The organism is Mesorhizobium sp. M7A.F.Ca.CA.001.04.2.1 (assembly GCF_003998485.1).
Taxonomy (GTDB): Bacteria; Pseudomonadota; Alphaproteobacteria; order Rhizobiales; family Rhizobiaceae; genus Mesorhizobium; species Mesorhizobium ciceri.
Window position 1 is genome coordinate 14,615 of sequence record NZ_RZQT01000072.1, and the last position, 16,900, is coordinate 31,514.

A 16,900-nucleotide genomic window follows, 5' to 3' on the forward strand; every position below is an offset into this window, starting at 1 on the left:
GCACGATGGACGAGAACGACTTGCGAGCATTGGTGGCAGCCGCTCATCGCGCGCGCCGGCCTCGCCGTGTAACCACCGATCCTGGCCGCAGACCGAAACCCGTGCCGACCATTTCGATCTGCATCCCGACTTACAACCGCTCGTCCATGCTGGCGGAATTGTTAGACAGCATCATCGCCCAAGCTTTGGAGGACGCGATCGAGGTCGTGGTCAGCGATGATGCTTCACCGGACAATACGGTCGCCGTGGCCGAAGGCTATAAGGGTCGCATCAAGCACTACACCTTGCTTTCCCAGCCGAAGAACTTGGGAGTGGACGGCAATTTCCTGGCGGTCGTGGAGGCGGCGAAGGGCGATTACATCTGGCTGATGGGCGACGACGACCATCTGGAACCGGGCGGGCTAGCACGGGTGCTGGAAGCGATCCGGCGTTGGCCCGGCGTAACCGGTCTAACGCTAGGCGTGATCGACTATGACGTGACGATGACGCGCCGGACCGGCATCCGTCGGATCCCGCCTACACAACTGATCGCCGATGCCGGTACGCTGTTCGCGACGATGGGTGATCTGCTGGGCTTCATGTCCGCCCTGGTGATAGACCGTGCCAAATGGAATGAGATCGCATCCGAGCCTAATGTCTCGGAATTCAAGAATTACTACGTCCAAGTTTATATCATCGGCCGTGTTGTCGAACGGTTTGGAAAATGGGGCGTGGTCCAAGAACCTTGTGTCGGCTATCGGTCGGGCAACGACCAGTTCAATATCAAGTTCGGATGGCTGGATCGCCTGAAGATCGACGTTGCCGCCTATGATCAGATTGCTTTCGCGTTGTTCGCGGACACACCCGCTGTGTGCGAAGCGTTTCGCCGCCGGATATTTGATACGCACGTGATGGCGCGGTTGAACAACGCTAAAACTGCGGGGGGACGGACCATCGCGGTGAGCGCAGCGATCAGGTACCTGTACGGCCGTTACCATGGAATGCCGCACTATTGGACCCGCGCAGTGCCGACGCTCCTTGCGCCGCAATGGATCCTGCGGAACGCACGGTCCGCATACAAGCGGCTGTCGCCCAACTCGGGCGCGTTCCGAGCGCGTGAAATGTCCAACTGATAGATAGCGGCAGCGGGGGGTGCTACCAGATTGAGGATCGCGTCAATGGGCGCAAAGGATGAAGATCGTGCAGAAGAACGGACAGGCCACCGCGAGGCCGACCTCGTAACAGAACGGTTGAGGGCTGATCGCCGATGCATTGGACCATATGACTCAAGGGGATGCTGGGGTCCCTGGGGTGGGGCGATCTTCTCAACAATAGGCACGGTCAGCTTCGGACTGATAACCCGGGTGAACGCGGAATACCATCCGGCCGCCCGGACTGCTGGGGCAAGGAGGTTCTGGCACAATCCTCAGCTTTTGAGGCTCATATCCGCCTACGCCATCGGCTACATCCACATGTCCGGAGTGGTGAGCGCCGCCCATATTGAGCCGGGTGTCTTGGACATTTTCCGTTTCGGGACGGATCTGTTCATGGTTCTGGCCGGTTTTCTTACCGCGCATGTGCTTGGGAACAATGGCAGGTCGGCCGGCGCCTATTTGCGAACGAGGCTCATTCGAATCGTGCCCTTGTATTGGGGCGTCACGATTCTCGCATTTCTTGTCGAGAACTACGCGATGAAAAGCCATCAGAGGACCTTGTCCGAGCTTTTCATGTCGCTCGCCTTCGTCCCCTTCGGACCCTACCCCATCTTGTATCCGACGTGGACCTTGCTGGTAATCGTCGAATTCAGCCTGATCATCGCAGCTTTCCAACTCGTCAGCGTGAAATATGGGATCCTCTATTCCGCCGCCTTCGCGGTTCTTCTTGCGGTCGCGGGCGAGACATCAGGCATTGAGAACCCCATTTTCGTATTTTACACCAATCCGATCCTGATCGATTTCGCTTTCGGCATCGTCATCTTCAAGCTTTCCAACTCCGGGCTGTTCCCTTTCAAACTGCCGTGGAGCGGGGCCGTTACCCTCGCGGCGGCGGCAGTCGCCTTCGGAGCCTTAGCAGCAGTCTTGCGTCCTTTCTGTTGGCCGGCGCTGCCCCGTCTCCTCGCGCTCGGCATGCCGATGTCGGTCCTGTTGCTGGGGGTTGTCGCTCTGGAGCAGCTCGGTGTCTTCAGCGACTCCAAGCTCTTGAACTTTCTCGCCAAATGCACTTATGCGATCTACTTGACCCACTGGTTCGTGGCTATCGTATCCGAGAAGCTCGTTGCCGAAAGCGGAGATTCGGCGCGGCTCGCCTCGGTGCTGTTGTTCGTGACGCCCATGGCCGTCACCTGCGTTTCGGTGCTGGTTTATCTTTTTGCTGAAGTGCCGCTGACCCGATATCTCTCCGGCCGCTTCACAGGCAGCTGAATGAGACGGAGAGGCTGGCGATGAGGTTGCACCTGCCCCTACGCCTTTGGTCGATTGTCATCCCCTAGCCTTTTAGACGGCATGACCTTCCAGCCGATTTGTTGGAGGATGGGCCTGGAAACCAAGTCTTTGTCCTCGATCGTGGCGTGGTGCCTGTGCTGGCCCACATCAGGTCGCTCCGATAACCGAGGCGACCAATCAGGTAAGGGGAGCCTGTGCTGATGCCCAGCATCAATGTAGTCATACCCTGCTACAACGCTGATCGGTTCCTCGCGCAATGTATACGCAGTGTGCTTTCGCAAGGCATCGACGATCTCCGGATTGTTGTTATCGATAACGCGTCAACAGACGACAGCGTGGAAGTGGCACGCCGACTTGCCGCCCAAGACAGCCGGGTTGAAGTCGTGTGCCACGCCAGGAATGTAGGGCCAATTGCGTCCTTCAACGAAGGCGTCGAGCTTGCGCGAGGAGACTACTTCATCCTTTTGTGCGCCGACGATCTCCTGACAGACGGCTCGCTCCAACGCGCCGTTGATGTCCTCGAAAGCAATCCTGGGGCTGCTTTCGCCATAGGGTCTGATCTCAGCATGATCGAGGGGAAGGATTTTGCCGAACCAAGTCAACCAGATGGATGGCGCGTAACGGCGGGTGCCCGGTTCATTGAAGACTGTTGTCGTCATCTGGGCCATCTGGGAGTGTCCCTGGCCTTGGGAGCGGTGCTGGTCAGGATGACTGCGCAAAAGGCGGTGGGTCACTACCGTGCGTCACTCGCGCACGCGCCCGATTTGGAGATGGTGCTTCGCCTCGCGCGGTTGGGTTCAATCGTGGAATTCGAGGGCGCGCTCGGTATCCGACGCGTGCATGCAGCACAAATAACGGTGGTCCACTTTTCGGACAAATTAACGCAATTGAAAGAACGAGAGGCGGTATTCGCCAGCTTCTTCTCGTGCGAAGGCGCTGCCATGCCGGCGGCATCGGGGCTTCGTCGCATGGCAATGCGCCGGGTTGCCGATGCCGCTTATTGGTCGGCAGTCTCTCATATTGTCCGAGGAAGGACCGCTTGTGGCGTCGAATTGCTTAGATATAGCTTTTCGCTGTCTCCGATATTGAGGCTGTTTCCGCCGCTGGGCCATCTTTATCGAACGAAGGGCGCCGTCAGACGGGCCTTGGCAGTGGTTTCCGGTCGGTCGGGCTCGTCCACCCGCCAAGTGGAGCATGCGGATACAGCATAGTGCTGATCAAATCCTGTCGAGTGCCACTTTAGAGAGGCGCCCGCCTCCCTACACCATTTGTGATGACAAGCTGCTATCAGCCACCTGGCCTGCCTTGCGGAGCCAAGACAGGAACGGGCCATAGCACACATCGCAGGAAAAGAGGCTGGCGAATACATGCGCGGTACCCTCGGATTTCTGACGCCGAAGTTCCGCATTGCTCAACAGCGCGATGACCGCCTGTGCAAAGTCTGCACCACCATTGGCCACGATCGCTCCCTCATCAAGTTGGTGGGGGTCACCTGCGTCCACACCTATCGAGGTCGTCACGAGGGGGCGGCCGTAAGACATGGCCTCGGCCACCTTTATCTTGACGCCGGCGCTGCCGGAAACGAGCGGGGCCACGACAAGCTGGGCGCGCCTATATTCGGGAGCGAGGTCCGGGAGCGCTCCCACACACTCCAGGCCGGCCGCCGGCGTAACCTCACATGTGAAGGCGGCGGTTCCGACGATGCGAACCCTTGCCGTGGGGCATGAGGTTCGAACAGTTGGCCAGACCTCCTTCAGGAACCACGACAGTGCGGCACGATTTGGCTCTGTGGCATTCCCGACGAAGAGAACGATGGGCTCATTGCTGTCGGGTTGCTTTTCGTGATTGTCGAAGCCCATGCCAAGAGAGATCACGCGTGTCACCCCGAGATGGTTGCGGGCGTAGGAGGCGTCATCCTTGCTGTTGAAACCGACACACTCTGCCGCCTTCAGCGAGTTTGACAATCTCTTTTCCTCAGTCCAATTCTTGTCCGGGCCGGGGGTTGCGCCGGCCTCCCAGCGCGCTGCCCCGTTGCGGTGCTGAAGATGGCCAACAAGTGAGAAAACCCTGTGACCGTTGCAGGAGAGGCAAGGAGCGAAATGCACGGCATCGTGGAACAGTATGACGGCGTCCGGCCGTCCAGCTTCGATACGGTCAAGCACCCACTGAGTCTCTCCCTTGGAAAAGTTCTGGTCCGTCATTGGGGAAACAGGTGCGGTCTTCCGTCCAAGGAACGATCCGGCCAGATGCCCGGACCGAAGCAACTCCGTGGATAGAAATGTTCTCTGGCCCAATCTGATACTTCGACGAACCTGCCACGAAGAAAACTGCTCTATTTCATATACACTCCTACAGACTGGACTCCTTCGGCCGCGCGCTATGTTGGATACATACCCGTGTACCTCGTGGCCGGACTTCAGGAGATATCGCCCGAACGCCTGGATATAGGCGCCGTCTCCGCCGAAGAACGCGTCGTACGGATAGCTATGGACGATTGCTATACTGGCCATTTGCCCTCCAAATAGCTTCTCTCTCGGGCCTTCGCCGGTCGAAGTCGCGGGCTGCGTCAAGCGCCGGCCCGCGCCTCGCCTCGAAAGCCCAGCAGCACATCCTGAAACAGCTTGAGCTGCCCCAAGACGAACAGCAAGACGAATGCATAGATACTGATCAGAACCAGCCCGCCAGCCGCGAGCCGCAGAAGCGAAGGAACCTCCGGGCCGAGATAGCGCTGCACTGCCAGCGCACCCACCGAGGCCACGATGCCGGCCATCCATGGCCTCATGATCGTCCGCAACAGATCCCCGACTGAAACCGGCGTTCCGTGCAGGCTCCACACCAGGTGTGGATAGAGCCAGAGCACCAGCGCCGTCGAGTAGCTCAGTGCAACGCCCTCGGGGCCGAAGGAGATTCCTGCGCAGTAGGAAGTGATGACGAGAGGGGCGATGGCGAAAGCCAGATACAGGCTGCGCTTCTGCTTGCCGGTCGAGATGAGCAGCCAATATGTAGGGTTGATGATCCCGAACACCAAGATGGTAGGCGTGAGCAGCCGGAAGATGGTCGCCGCCCCCGTCCATTGCGAGCCCAGCACCACGGTGATGATCTCATGTGCGAACAGGAACGAGAACATTGTGATGGGAACCGTCACCGCGATGACGATCGAATATCCCTTGAGGTAGAAGTTCCGCAACCGCGCGGGATCATGCTGCATTCGTGACAACGCCGAGAACAGTACCGCACCGACGGCGCTGTTGATGGTCGCCGTAGGGATGCCAATCAGCTGGAAGGCCCGGGTATACAATCCGAGCGACGCAGCGCCCCAGAGCCGCCCGAGAAGGACTTTCTCCACATTGTAGCCAATATAGACAACGAGGTTGTTCAGCGTGACGATTCCACCGAAATGCAAGAGCGAGCGAATATTGGCGCCGCGTCGAGGCCATCCAGGAATCCACCCGGTGGCGATCCAGCAGCCCAGGCTGTTGATTGCCGGCGAGATAAGTGTCGGGGCGATCAGTGCCCAGTAGCCGTAGCCACGCAACGCGAGCAGCACACCGGACAGGATGCCCACGCACAGGGCACCCGTTTCGATCGCGCTGAGTGTGACATAACGCAAGTCGCGCTCGATCAGAGCGGCATGTTGCACGCCGGCCGCGTTAAGCAGGAAAGCTGGAGCGACCGCGATGGCGATCCTGAGTAGACGCGGCTCATGGTAGAAGGCTGATATCGTGTAGGCACTCGCGGCGCAGAGCAGCGCGAGAAAGACCCCTACCAGTATGTTGATCCAGAACAGTGCCGAAACCTGGTCAAACGAAATCTCATGCTTTTGGATGGTAGCGGAGGAAAGCCCGGCGGTGGTGAAGACGTCGAAAATGCCTGTGAGTGCCACCACCATCGCGACCAGGCCGAAATCGTCAGGGCTGAGCAGGCGTGCCAGGATGGCAATATAGCCCACCCTGAGAATCAGGTTCACCCCCTGGCTCACCATCCTGGCGACGCCACTTTGAATGGCTTCCCTTTTAAGGTTGCGGGGTTCGCCTTTGGCACTGAGGGCCTTGTGGGTCATGTATCACTGGCTGCATACGCGCTTGTTTCCGTTTGAGCTGCCGTAGCATGCCCCATGTGAGCGATTGCCTCGCCAGGCACCCGTTCCAGCCAAATTTCTCGCCACCAGGGATAGACGGCTCTTGGGCACTGCATCCGGCAATCGCTATATCTCGAATTGCACCAGACTTTTTCCAGGATGACCGCCGGTCCCCTGAGCCGGTTGAGAAGTCCGGTCTTTTCATTGACAAACGCTGTTACTCGCGACCGGACCCTGAAAGTATGGTCGCAATAGGGGACCATCTCGGCGTCGAAATACAGGCCACGGTTCTTATTATCCGTGTCTAGGGTCTTGAGGATTTCTTCATAGGACTTAACCCTGATCAGCTCCCCCGGTTGGAGATCAAGCTTGATGGTTGGAACCGGCTGGCCGGCAGGTATCGATCCCCGATATCGTGGGAATGAAACGCCACCGTAAATGTGCTGCACCTTGTCATACAGCCAGCTGACAATCACGGAGAGCCTCCCGAGATGCAGACGGCCCATGTAGTGATAGATACTGAATACTGCTGCATAGATGAATCCGACCAGGAGACGCTTTTTGCTGGCATTTCCCGATGCATAGTCTTCCACATACTGCCGGGCATCCCACCAAGAAAGTGGGGTGGTCGCATCCAGAAGTTCTGTGGCTTGGCATGAGTATCTCGGACCACCTGAAAGTGGCTGGCTCTTGGCGCGCGTACCAGCCAGCACGTCGCTTTCCGTGCAACCTTTTCCATTCGCCGCGTTGGTTCGCGGCGCGATTGCCTCGTCCGAGGACGCCACAGGCCTGAGCCATGCCTCTTTCCAGAAGACCAGGCACGCTGCCTGACAACCTCCAAACGCGTTGCCGTCGCACCTCAGGTTTTCAAGATGGATGCCTCCGGATAACTTGCGTCCGCCAGCAAAATTGATCGTGTCACATGTCTTGTGCGCGCGCTTGTAAACACGAAAGCGGTGACCACAATATTGAAACATCTGTGGCATGAAAGGAAGCTCCTCAAGTCGACCATTTCTGTCGAGCGTAAGAAGGATTTCTTCCTTGGACCGAATCTCTACCCAGTCGCCGACCCTCAGTGACATGCAGCACTCCCGTCCACAGCGCGCTCCGCAACCAATGTCATTTGCCTAGTGCCGTACCATAGCATCCCTGGAATCCGACAGCCGTCCCCGAATTAGCGGTAGCTACCTTCCACTTTTGACGGAGTGGAGCCATGGCTGTCACATCACTACGATCCTTCTCTCGGACCCGAACGGTCTCCGAGGCATTTGGGCGGGCTGGTAAGGGTTAGGTGCGGTCGGGTGGAGGCCAGTCCAAATAGGCTGTGCCATGACCACCGTCTAAAGGGGTAACGAGAGCCCGCGCTCAACCGTATGGGCAAATTGCGCGAAGTGTGTGCAGTCCCCACTATCCCGGATCTCGAAATCGGGCAGGGAGGCTTGTTGCCGTGTCGTTTCGTCTCGCAATCGTTGCAGCCTGCCTGCTGGCAACAGCCGCGCCTGCATCAGCCGATTTCCTCTGGGGCATCAATGGCCATCCAATAGTCTCCTATCCGGGCATTCCGGTGGAAAGGCAACTCGACTTCATCAAGGATCTCGGCCTGAAATCGTACCGCGTCAACGTTTCAGGCGTGGACAACGCGGATATGCTCTCCAACCTCGTCGACGCCGGGAAGGCGAGAGGGATCGAGATCCTGCCCGTCATCACGCCTGCGGTCGCCGATCTGGACAAGGATAGTCCGGAAGAGCTCTACGCGAGCACCCGGAAACTGGCGGTCACCCTTGCTACCAGGTTCAAGAACGACATCCGTGTTTGGGAACTCGGCAACGAGATGGAAAACTATGCCATCATCAAGCCCTGTGAGAAACGCGACGATGGTTCGCAATATCCATGTGCATGGGGACCTGCGGGCGGAACAGGACCGCTCGATTACTACGGCCCGCGATGGGTAAAGGTGAGCGCTGTCTTGAAGGGCCTGTCCGACGGCATGACAGAGGTCGATCCGAGCATAAGGAAGGCGATGGGCACCGCCGGTTGGGGCCACACCGGAGCGTTCGTGCGGATGAAGCAGGACGGGATCGCCTGGGATATTTCTGTGTGGCACATGTACGGCGATGACCCGGAATGGGCGTTCCGTGAAATCTCGAGATACGGCAAGCCGATCTGGGTCACCGAATTCAACAATCCTTATGGAAGTCAGCGCAGCGAGCGCCAGCAGGCTGACGGCATCAAGCAGACGATGACGCGGCTTAGCGAACTCAAGGACAAATATAAGGTGGAGGCCGCGCACATCTACGAACTGCTCGATGAGGCCTACTGGGCCCCCGGCTTCGAAGCCAATATGGGATTGGTGAGGCTCGTGGCTCTCTCAGATGGCAAATGGCGGACCGGCGAGCCTAAGCCTGCCTACAAAACGGTACGGGACTTCACCCGCGGCCCCCTGCCGATACCCAAGCCCCATCGGGACTGCGACCCCGAGGCCGCGGCTGCGGACCAGTCCCTACCGGCGCGGCAGGCAAGTTTCGTCTACTGCCTCATTCTTGGCCGCAAGGGCGACACGGCCAGCGTCAATCAGTGGTCGGCGGCACTTGAAGACGGAGCGACCAAACTCCCCGACATGATCATGGAAATGATGCGCTCGCACGAATTCGAAACCAGATATGCCACGATCGGCCTGACAGACCGCGCCTATGTCGGGTTTCTATATCTGTTGCTTCTGAACCGGTCCGCGGACGGCAACGGGCTTGAAACCTATACCTATCAACTGCGTCAAGGCTCAATGACGCGTGAGGCCGTGGCCTTCGGAATCGCCACGTCGGCGGAGTTCAACACCGGACACGCCGCGATGCGCGAAACATCCGCGGTCGCGGGGCCTGGCTGAAATCGAACCAACAAGCGCTAATTGAGTCTCGGATCGGGAATGCTGATGACGAGGCCGATGGAAGCATCAGCGACGGTGATCAGAAGAAAATCCTCCGAAAGGATTAGGCTCGGACCACCCGAAAGGTGCACTGGCGGCAAAGGCTTCGTCCAACAGGGCATCCTGATCGCCTATTGGCGTTCTCCCTCACTGTTTTCAGCCCAAGTAGCCTTCTGGCGATCACTATCGGCTTGAGAGGTGCGCGATGAAAGTCATGGTAACCGGCCATCAAGGCTATATCGGCTCGGTGATGGTGCCGATGCTGTTGCGTGCAGGGCACTCAGTGACGGGCTATGACAGCGATCTCTACCGGCGCTGCACCTTTACAGCAGGGGGCCAGCGGGCTTCAATTGCTTCAATCCAAAAAGACGTCAGGGACGTAGATGCGCGCGACCTCGAAGGGGTCGATGCCGTCATCCACCTGGCGGCTCTTTCCAATGATCCGCTGTCCGACCTTGATCCGGACATCACTTACGAAATCAACCACAAGGGCAGCGTCCGCTTCGCGAAGGCGGCCAAGGACGCCGGCGTGTCGCGCTTCCTGTTCGCCTCATCATGCAGCAATTACGGACAGGCCGGCGACGGGATGGTGGACGAAACGGGCGAACTGAAGCCGGTCACGCCCTACGGCTGGTCCAAGGTGCTTTCGGAACGGGACATTTCTGAACTGGCCGACAGCAGCTTCTCTCCCACCTATTTCCGTCCCGCCACGGCCTATGGCCTCTCTCCCCGGCTCCGCTTCGACATCGTGCTGAACAATCTCGTGGCCTGGGCGGTCACCAAGGGCGTCATCCTGCTGAAATCCGATGGAACGCCGTGGCGGCCGATCGTCCATATCGAGGACATTTCCAGGGCGTTCATTGCCGGGCTGGAAGCGCCCCGCGAGACCATTCACAACGAGGCCTTCAATGTGGGGCAGACGGACCACAACTACAGGATCCGCGACATCGCCGAGATTGTCGCCGAGGTCGTGCCGGGCTGCCGGCTTGAGTTCGCGTCCGATGCCGGACCCGACAAGCGCTCCTATCGCGTTAACTTCGACAAGATCGCGCTTGCCCTTCCTGCCTTCAAGCCGCAATGGGATGCGCGCAAAGGGGCCGAGCAGCTCTATCATGCCTACCGAAAGTCGAATGTCACTCTCGACGAATTCGAGGGGCCGCGCTTCCAGCGTATCGGCCACATCCGGTATCTTTTGGCCAACGGACTTCTGGACGGTCGGATGCGGGTGGCCGAAGCCTCGAAAAGACTGGAGGTAGCGGCGGGATAAGCGGTGTGGAACAGGTGAATCCCGGCGGACTCGGCTCGCCGCCAGCGTCCGTCAGCCTCGGCCATGAAATCTATGCCTTGGCCGAACGTCTGTTTCCGATCTGCAGGAGCATCACCGGAGATGGTGTGCGACAAACGCTGGACGTCTTGTCGGGGCACATCGATTTGGAACGGCATGAAGTGCCGACCGGGACGCAGGTTTTCGATTGGACCATTCCCAAGGAATGGAACATCCGCTCGGCAAGCATCACAGGCCCGGACGGACAAACGGTCGTGGATTTCGCTGACTCCAACCTGCACATCGTCAACTACAGCTTACCCTTCAAGGGGATACTGCCGCTCGAAGAATTGAGGCCGCATATCCATACGCTGCCGGAACAACCGAAGGTGATTCCCTACCGCACTTCCTATTACACCCCGACATGGGGCTTCTGCGCAGCCCATGACCGTGTGGCCAACATGCCCGACGGTCTCTATCGGGTGGAGATCGATGCCGAATTCAAAGACGGCAGCCTCGCCTACGGAGAATACCTGCACCGCGGGCAAACAGAACGGGAATTCCTGCTTTCGGCGCACATTTGCCATCCCTCACTCGCCAACGACAACTGTTCGGGCCTGGCCCTGCTGGCAGCGCTCGCAAGAAGCCTGAAGGCAAGGGAAACACGATACAGCTATCGCTTCCTGTTCGCCCCGGGCACCATCGGCGCGCTCGCGTGGCTGTCGCGCAACGAGGACCGGACATGTCTCATCGACCATGGTCTGGTGCTGTCATGCGTTGGTGACGCAGGAAGCCCGGCATACAAGCGCAGCCGCCGCGGTGACGCGCTCGTCGATCGCGCCATGGCACACGTGCTCGGGCGTCTAGCTGGGGCAAAGATGCTGGATTTCTCCCCTTACGGTTATGACGAGAGGCAATATTGCTCGCCGGGCTTCGATCTTCCGGTCGGCATGTTCCAGCGGAGCGTCCACGGCACATTCCCCGAATACCACACGTCGGCCGACAATCTTGACTTCATCAGGCCGGAGCATCTCGAGGATTCCTTCCGCATCCTGACGGACGTAATCGACATCATCGAAGAGGACTGGACGCCGTTGAACCTCTTGCCTAAAGGCGAACCGCAACTCGGCAAGCGCGGCCTCTATGCAGCCCTGGGAGGGCAGAAGTCGTCGGGCGCAACGTCGATGTCGCTGCTTTGGGTGCTAAACCTTGCCGACGGGCAGCATTCGCTTCTGAGCATGGCGGAGCGTTCGAACCTGCCGTTCAAGGAACTCGCCGCCGCCGCCAGACTGTTATCGGAACATGGTCTTTTGGCAGCAGCCTCATGAGGCCGACGCGCCGGTTCGCCGTCTGACAAGGGGCCAGGACTTGTCCCTTTCCGACATTGCTGTCGGCATCAATGGCCAACGGATCGAAAAGGCCGGGTCATTGTAGAGGACGCCCGTCGACGCGTGGGGCGCATAGAACTGCGATATGAGATAAGAGACCTCGGTGCCGTCCGTAAGGGTCTGCAGGCCGTGCGCGAATCCGGCGGGGATATAGACCTGCTTCATGTTCTCGGATGTCAGCTCGAAGCCAAGCCACTTGTAGCGTGTCGGTGAATTCGGGCGCAGGTCCACGACGACATCAAAAATAGCGCCGCGGACACAGGAGACCAGCTTGACCTCGGCGTAAGGCTCCTCTTGGTAGTGTAGCCCCCTGAGAGTTCCCTTTTGGACCGAACAGGACCGGCTGTGCTGGACAAATCGGGTCGCCAGACCGCAATCCGCCATCTCCTTTTCGCAGAAAAGACGGGTGAAAAAACCACGGTCGTCAACCATCAGTGTAGGCTCGATCAGCCAGACACCTTGAAGCTCCGTTTCGGTAAACAGCATGCACTTGGATCCCCCGTGCCGAGCAAGACCGGCGCGGCAATTGTCAGCGTCGCCAGCCGACGCTGGAAGGGCTACCTAAGCCTTAGGTGGCCTCTTCGATAGGGGTATATCCGGATGACGGCTTTACCCGTTCGGCGGGCCTCGCGCCGGCATTGCCGCCGCCCGCTCGCTATTAGGATTAAGGCACCCGACGGATTGGCAAATCGAACCAGGGGGGGCTGTATCCTAACCTGTGGCCATCTGCCTGCGGAGGCGCGGCAGGCATCGGTTCTGCGTAGCGCGCCGCGTCTCCGTTTTCAAACCAGCAGACAGGAGCAGGGGGAATGAACATTCAGGCAGTCGAAATCGTCCGCGATCATAGTGCGGCAAGCCGGAATGTCGGCTGCAGGCTCTGCGGGTCGCGCCTGCGCCACACCCTGGTCGATCTTGGCATGTCGCCGCCGTGCGAGAGGTTCCTGCAGCCCGACCAGCTCGACCAGATGGAACCTTACTACCCGCTCAACGTGCTTGTCTGCGACACGTGCTATCTGGTGCAGCTCAAGGAGTATATGAGCCCAGAGACCATCTTCAGCGAATACGCCTACTTCTCTTCGTTCTCGACCAGCTGGGTGGCTCATTCGAAACTTTATTGCGAGACGATCACACGACGCCTTGGGCTTGGCCCTGACAGCCTTGCGGTGGAACTCGCAAGTAATGACGGTTACTTGCTGCAGCATTTTCTGCCACTCGGCGTTCCTGTGTTGGGCGTCGAGCCGGCAGCCAATGTCGCGCGCGCCGCGATCGAGAAGGGGGTGGCCACCTGGGTCGACTTCTTCGGCGTCCGGCTGGCAAATCAAATGGTGGGCGAAGGACTTCGCGCGGACCTCATCATTGGCAACAACGTCCTGGCGCAGGTGCCAGACCTCAATGACTTCGTCGCCGGGGTGGCGATCCTGCTCAAACCGGAGGGCATGGTCACTCTCGAATTCCCACACATCGAGCGGCTGATGGCGGAGAACCAGTTCGACACCATCTACCACGAGCATTTTTCGTATTTCTCACTGTTGACGGTCGACCTGATGGCGGCCCGTCACGGGCTGCGGCTGATCGATGTCGAGGAACTTCCCACCCACGGTGGGTCGCTGCGGGTCTATCTCTGCCACGAAGGCAGTGCCTGGCCGAGGAAGGACAGCATCGCCCAATTGCTCGAGCGCGAAACCAGGCATGGGCTTGGAGAGATGTCGACCTACGCCTCTTTCGGCTACAAGGCGCAGCGCGCGAAGCGTGATCTCTTGGCATTCCTGATTTCGGCCAAGGAAGAGGGCAAGACGATTTGCGGTTACGGCGCGCCTGGCAAGGGAAACACGCTGCTGAACTACTGCGCCATCGGCACCGACTTCCTGGATTTCACAGTGGACCGCAACCCGTACAAGCACGGGCGTTATACACCTGGAATGCACATCCCGATCAAGCCCGTCGACGCAATCGACGAGGCTAAGCCAGACTACATCCTCATCCTTCCGTGGAATCTGAAGGACGAGATCATTCAGCAGATGCGCCATGTCGCCGCTTGGAACGCGAAATTCGTAGTGCCGATTCCTTTCGTGACCGTAATCGATCCGTCGGAGTACGAGAAATGAAAGTCATTCTTTTCTGTGGCGGTCGCGGGACCCGCATTCGCGACTATTCCGAAAGCATCCCAAAGCCGATGATACCGCTCGGCCACCAGCCGATCCTGCGCCATGTCATGCAATGGTATAGTGACTATGGGCATGACGAGTTCGTGTTGTGTCTGGGCTACAAGGCCAACGTGATCAAAGACTTTTTCTTGAACACCCGGCCGCAAACGTTTTCCGATTGCGTGGTTACGCGAGGAGGCCAGGACGTCAAGCTCCTCGGCGACACAATCAAGGACTGGAGCATCACTCTGCTCGATACCGGTATTTGGCGCAGCATTGGAGAGCGCCTGTGGGCTGCGCAGGATCACGTCAGGAACGAGAAGATCTTCCTGGCCAACTATTCCGACGGCCTGACCGATGTCGACTTGGACGACATGATCGGAAAATTCGAGGCCAGCGGCAAGATCGGGTGCTTTCTGGCAGTGCACGCGCCGCTGACTTACCATTTGGCCGACATCGCGGAAGATGGCCGCGTGCGCGAGTTTCGTGCGGCCGAGACATCGGAGATCTGGATCAATGGCGGCTACTTTATATTCCGTCCGGAAATTTTCAACTACATGCGCGACGGCGAGGAACTCGTTGTCGAGCCGTTCAAGCGTCTGATCGATGACAACATGCTGATGGCGTACAAGCACGAGGGTTTCTGGCGTTCAATGGACACGCTGCGCGATTGGCAATCCCTCGAAGACATGGTCGAAAAGGGCGACATGCCCTGGAGTATGATAGCCACCGCCGAGAAGAATAGGCGTAGTATGGGGTTGGCCGCATCATGAAGGGGCTTGGTCTCGCGCGTGGCGGCGAGGAACTCTCGATTCTGTGCGTCGGGGCCCATTCCGACGACATTGAGATCGGCGCGGGAGGCACAATCCTCAGTCTGATCGCGTCGGAGGTCAAACTTCACGTCTACTGGTGCGTCTTAAGCGCCGGCGGCCAGCGGTCGGCCGAAGCCAGGGCTTCGGCCGAAGCCTTCCTCGAAGGATCCCATTCGTCCACGATCGACGTTGCGGATTTTGAAGACGGCTATTTCCCAGTTCACAGCCGATCGATAAAGCATTGGCTGATGGACGTAAGATCAAGGGTTCATCCCGACGTGATATTAACCCATGCCAGGTTCGACGCCCATCAGGACCATAGGGAGGTCAACCAACTGACCTGGAACGTTTTCCGCGATCACCTTGTGCTCGAATACGAGATTCCGAAATGGGACGGCGATCTTTGCCAACCCAATGCGTATGTGCCGATTGCAGCCCACGTGCTGGAACGCAAGATCCAACTCCTTCACGAGCACTTCGGGACACAGCGCTCAAAGGACTGGTTCGATCGGGAGACATTCGCCGGGCTTGCGCGGTTGCGTGGAATGGAATGCCGGGCACCCGAGCACTTTGCGGAGGCCTTCACGCTTAGGAAGGTCAAAATATTGTAGCGATAGCCCTCCGGGGTCGCTGTCGCAAGGATTGGTCCCCCAGGACGGCACGACCAGTTCCACGAGAGAGCAGCAACCTGGTCCTCGCCATTGACGAAGTGTCACTTCCGGCTGGTTGCTGGACAGTGAGGCAGGCGTGCTTTGGACGCCTCGCAATGGTTAGTCTTTAGGAACAGGACATATGGGAGCTGGCTATATGCGGGGCGCCCACCACGGGTGTCCAGCGGGACGGAGGTCCCTCAATTGTGCAGCAATCATCCCCCAGATCAGACGCTACGCGAGAGCAAAACGGTCCGCACGATTTAACCAAAGTTAGCGTCTCATTTGCTTCGTCACTCCACAGCCAGAGATCCTTCGGCGAAGAGATCGTTGACCTTGTAAGCGACTTCCGTCCGGTTGGTCGCCTTAAGCTTTTTCATGATGTTGCGGATGTGCACCTTCACGGTGCTTTCTCTCAGGTTCAGCTCATAGGCGATGATCTTGTTCGCCTTGCCGCGTCGGAGCGCCTGGGCGACCTCAGCCTGTCTGAGCGTGAACATGCCTGTCAAAGGTGTTTCAAGGCTGCCTGAATCTATCAGGTGCCGCATGGACAGGACACTACTTGCAGGAACGAAAATGCCTCCTGCCACCGCAAGATTGATCGCCTCGACACAGACGTCGATCCCGACAGAGGTCGGAATGTAGCCACGTGCGCCACATTCGAGAGCCGCCAGTATCTGTGCAAGGTCTTCTGTGTCGGCCAAGATCACCACAGGCACCGACCTGAACTCGGACGAAATGCGCCTGATCTGATCCGCTATGCCATGGTCGGTGACTTTCCGGCCGCCCAGGTTGAAAAGAATGGCTGCAAGGATCATCCCCTCTTTCACGCGCCATTCGTCTATCGAACCCTTGGCCTCGACGGCCATGCCGAGTTCGTGGTCTTCCAAGGCCGATGCCAGACATTCGCGATCTAGCGCCCTTCCGTCCAAGATGAGGAGGCATTCTCTGCCTACTTGTTCATGGACCGTTGCTTTTCCGCCGGACGGAATTCCTGCCGGCTCTACCGAAGTGTATTTATGCAGTTCTACTGTGGAACTCATACTCTTACCCACCCTTTTCCCAACAAAATCCGCCCTAAGGCGGCAATTAGCCCCTCACTCGTCAGTTTCTTCAGAAAGTATAGTAATGCCCACCCGTTCTGAGAGCCTGGCTGGAATTGTCCAACCTGGTGCACCCGCTGTTCCTCATTCCCAGCCAGAACAGCGTGAGTAGCTTATGGGC

Annotated in this window: 14 protein-coding genes; 9 read left to right on the forward strand and 5 right to left on the reverse strand. The window is 58.5% G+C overall.

What is annotated here, in order from left to right; all coding sequences use genetic code 11:
* Positions 1-5 precede the first annotated feature (5 nt).
* The 3 genes from EN955_RS21700 to EN955_RS21710 all read left to right on the forward strand — a co-directional run bounded on the left by EN955_RS21700 (position 6) and on the right by EN955_RS21710 (position 3,631).
* Positions 6-1,112: a glycosyltransferase family 2 protein gene (locus EN955_RS21700; protein ID WP_196815422.1), complete on the forward strand. Its 1,107-nt coding sequence runs from the start codon at positions 6-8 to the stop codon at positions 1,110-1,112.
* Positions 1,113-1,343: 231 nt separating this feature from the next.
* Positions 1,344-2,399 (forward strand): acyltransferase, encoded by a 1,056-nt coding sequence (locus EN955_RS21705; protein ID WP_164752850.1) that lies wholly within the window; start codon positions 1,344-1,346, stop codon positions 2,397-2,399.
* A 221-nt stretch (positions 2,400-2,620) separates the two neighbouring features.
* Complete coding sequence (locus EN955_RS21710; RefSeq protein WP_024505411.1) at positions 2,621-3,631, forward strand: glycosyltransferase family A protein; 1,011 nt, start codon at positions 2,621-2,623, stop codon at positions 3,629-3,631.
* Positions 3,632-3,679: 48 nt separating this feature from the next.
* On the opposite strand, the gene EN955_RS21715 is transcribed toward EN955_RS21710, so the two are convergent.
* The 3 genes from EN955_RS21715 to EN955_RS21725 all read right to left on the reverse strand — a co-directional run bounded on the left by EN955_RS21715 (position 3,680) and on the right by EN955_RS21725 (position 7,580).
* Complete coding sequence (locus tag EN955_RS21715; protein WP_024505410.1) at positions 3,680-4,621, reverse strand: glycosyltransferase family 4 protein; 942 nt, start codon at positions 4,619-4,621, stop codon at positions 3,680-3,682.
* Between the two features lie 365 nt (positions 4,622-4,986).
* Complete coding sequence (locus EN955_RS21720) at positions 4,987-6,480, reverse strand: lipopolysaccharide biosynthesis protein (RefSeq protein ID WP_024505409.1); 1,494 nt, start codon at positions 6,478-6,480, stop codon at positions 4,987-4,989.
* On the reverse strand, positions 6,477-7,580 hold the full coding sequence (locus tag EN955_RS21725; RefSeq protein WP_024505408.1) for a hypothetical protein: 1,104 nt from the start codon (positions 7,578-7,580) through the stop codon (positions 6,477-6,479). The genes EN955_RS21720 and EN955_RS21725 overlap by 4 nt, the downstream gene beginning before the upstream one ends.
* 365 nt (positions 7,581-7,945) lie before the next feature.
* On the opposite strand from EN955_RS21725, the gene EN955_RS21730 reads away from it, so the two are divergent.
* From EN955_RS21730 to EN955_RS21740, 3 genes are all read left to right on the forward strand, one after another.
* Positions 7,946-9,379: a DUF4214 domain-containing protein gene (locus EN955_RS21730; RefSeq protein ID WP_024505407.1), complete on the forward strand. Its 1,434-nt coding sequence runs from the start codon at positions 7,946-7,948 to the stop codon at positions 9,377-9,379.
* Positions 9,380-9,623: 244 nt separating this feature from the next.
* Positions 9,624-10,685, forward strand: coding sequence for an NAD(P)-dependent oxidoreductase (locus EN955_RS21735; protein ID WP_024505406.1), 1,062 nt, complete (start codon positions 9,624-9,626; stop codon positions 10,683-10,685).
* Positions 10,686-10,699: 14 nt separating this feature from the next.
* A complete protein-coding gene (locus EN955_RS21740; protein ID WP_050580536.1) occupies positions 10,700-12,010 on the forward strand; it encodes a DUF4910 domain-containing protein in 1,311 nt (436 codons plus the stop codon).
* Here EN955_RS21740 and rfbC read toward each other — a convergent pair.
* On the reverse strand, positions 12,005-12,556 hold the full coding sequence (gene rfbC, locus EN955_RS21745; protein WP_024505404.1) for a dTDP-4-dehydrorhamnose 3,5-epimerase: 552 nt from the start codon (positions 12,554-12,556) through the stop codon (positions 12,005-12,007). The genes EN955_RS21740 and rfbC overlap by 6 nt on opposite strands.
* A gap of 323 nt (positions 12,557-12,879) precedes the next feature.
* On the opposite strand from rfbC, the gene EN955_RS21750 reads away from it, so the two are divergent.
* The 3 genes from EN955_RS21750 to EN955_RS21760 are packed head-to-tail and all read left to right on the forward strand — an operon-like array spanning position 12,880 to position 15,637.
* Positions 12,880-14,175, forward strand: a complete 1,296-nt coding sequence (locus EN955_RS21750) for a class I SAM-dependent methyltransferase (protein ID WP_024505403.1) — start codon at positions 12,880-12,882, stop codon at positions 14,173-14,175.
* The gene (locus EN955_RS21755; RefSeq protein WP_024505402.1) at positions 14,172-14,987 is read left to right on the forward strand and encodes a sugar phosphate nucleotidyltransferase; all 816 of its coding nucleotides are present in this window, start codon (positions 14,172-14,174) and stop codon (positions 14,985-14,987) included. The genes EN955_RS21750 and EN955_RS21755 overlap by 4 nt, the downstream gene beginning before the upstream one ends.
* A complete protein-coding gene (locus EN955_RS21760; protein WP_024505401.1) occupies positions 14,984-15,637 on the forward strand; it encodes a PIG-L deacetylase family protein in 654 nt (217 codons plus the stop codon). The genes EN955_RS21755 and EN955_RS21760 overlap by 4 nt, the downstream gene beginning before the upstream one ends.
* Before the next feature lie 332 nt (positions 15,638-15,969).
* Here EN955_RS21760 and EN955_RS21765 read toward each other — a convergent pair whose 3' ends face one another.
* Complete coding sequence (locus tag EN955_RS21765; protein WP_244507031.1) at positions 15,970-16,668, reverse strand: response regulator transcription factor; 699 nt, start codon at positions 16,666-16,668, stop codon at positions 15,970-15,972.
* Positions 16,669-16,900 lie beyond the last annotated feature (232 nt).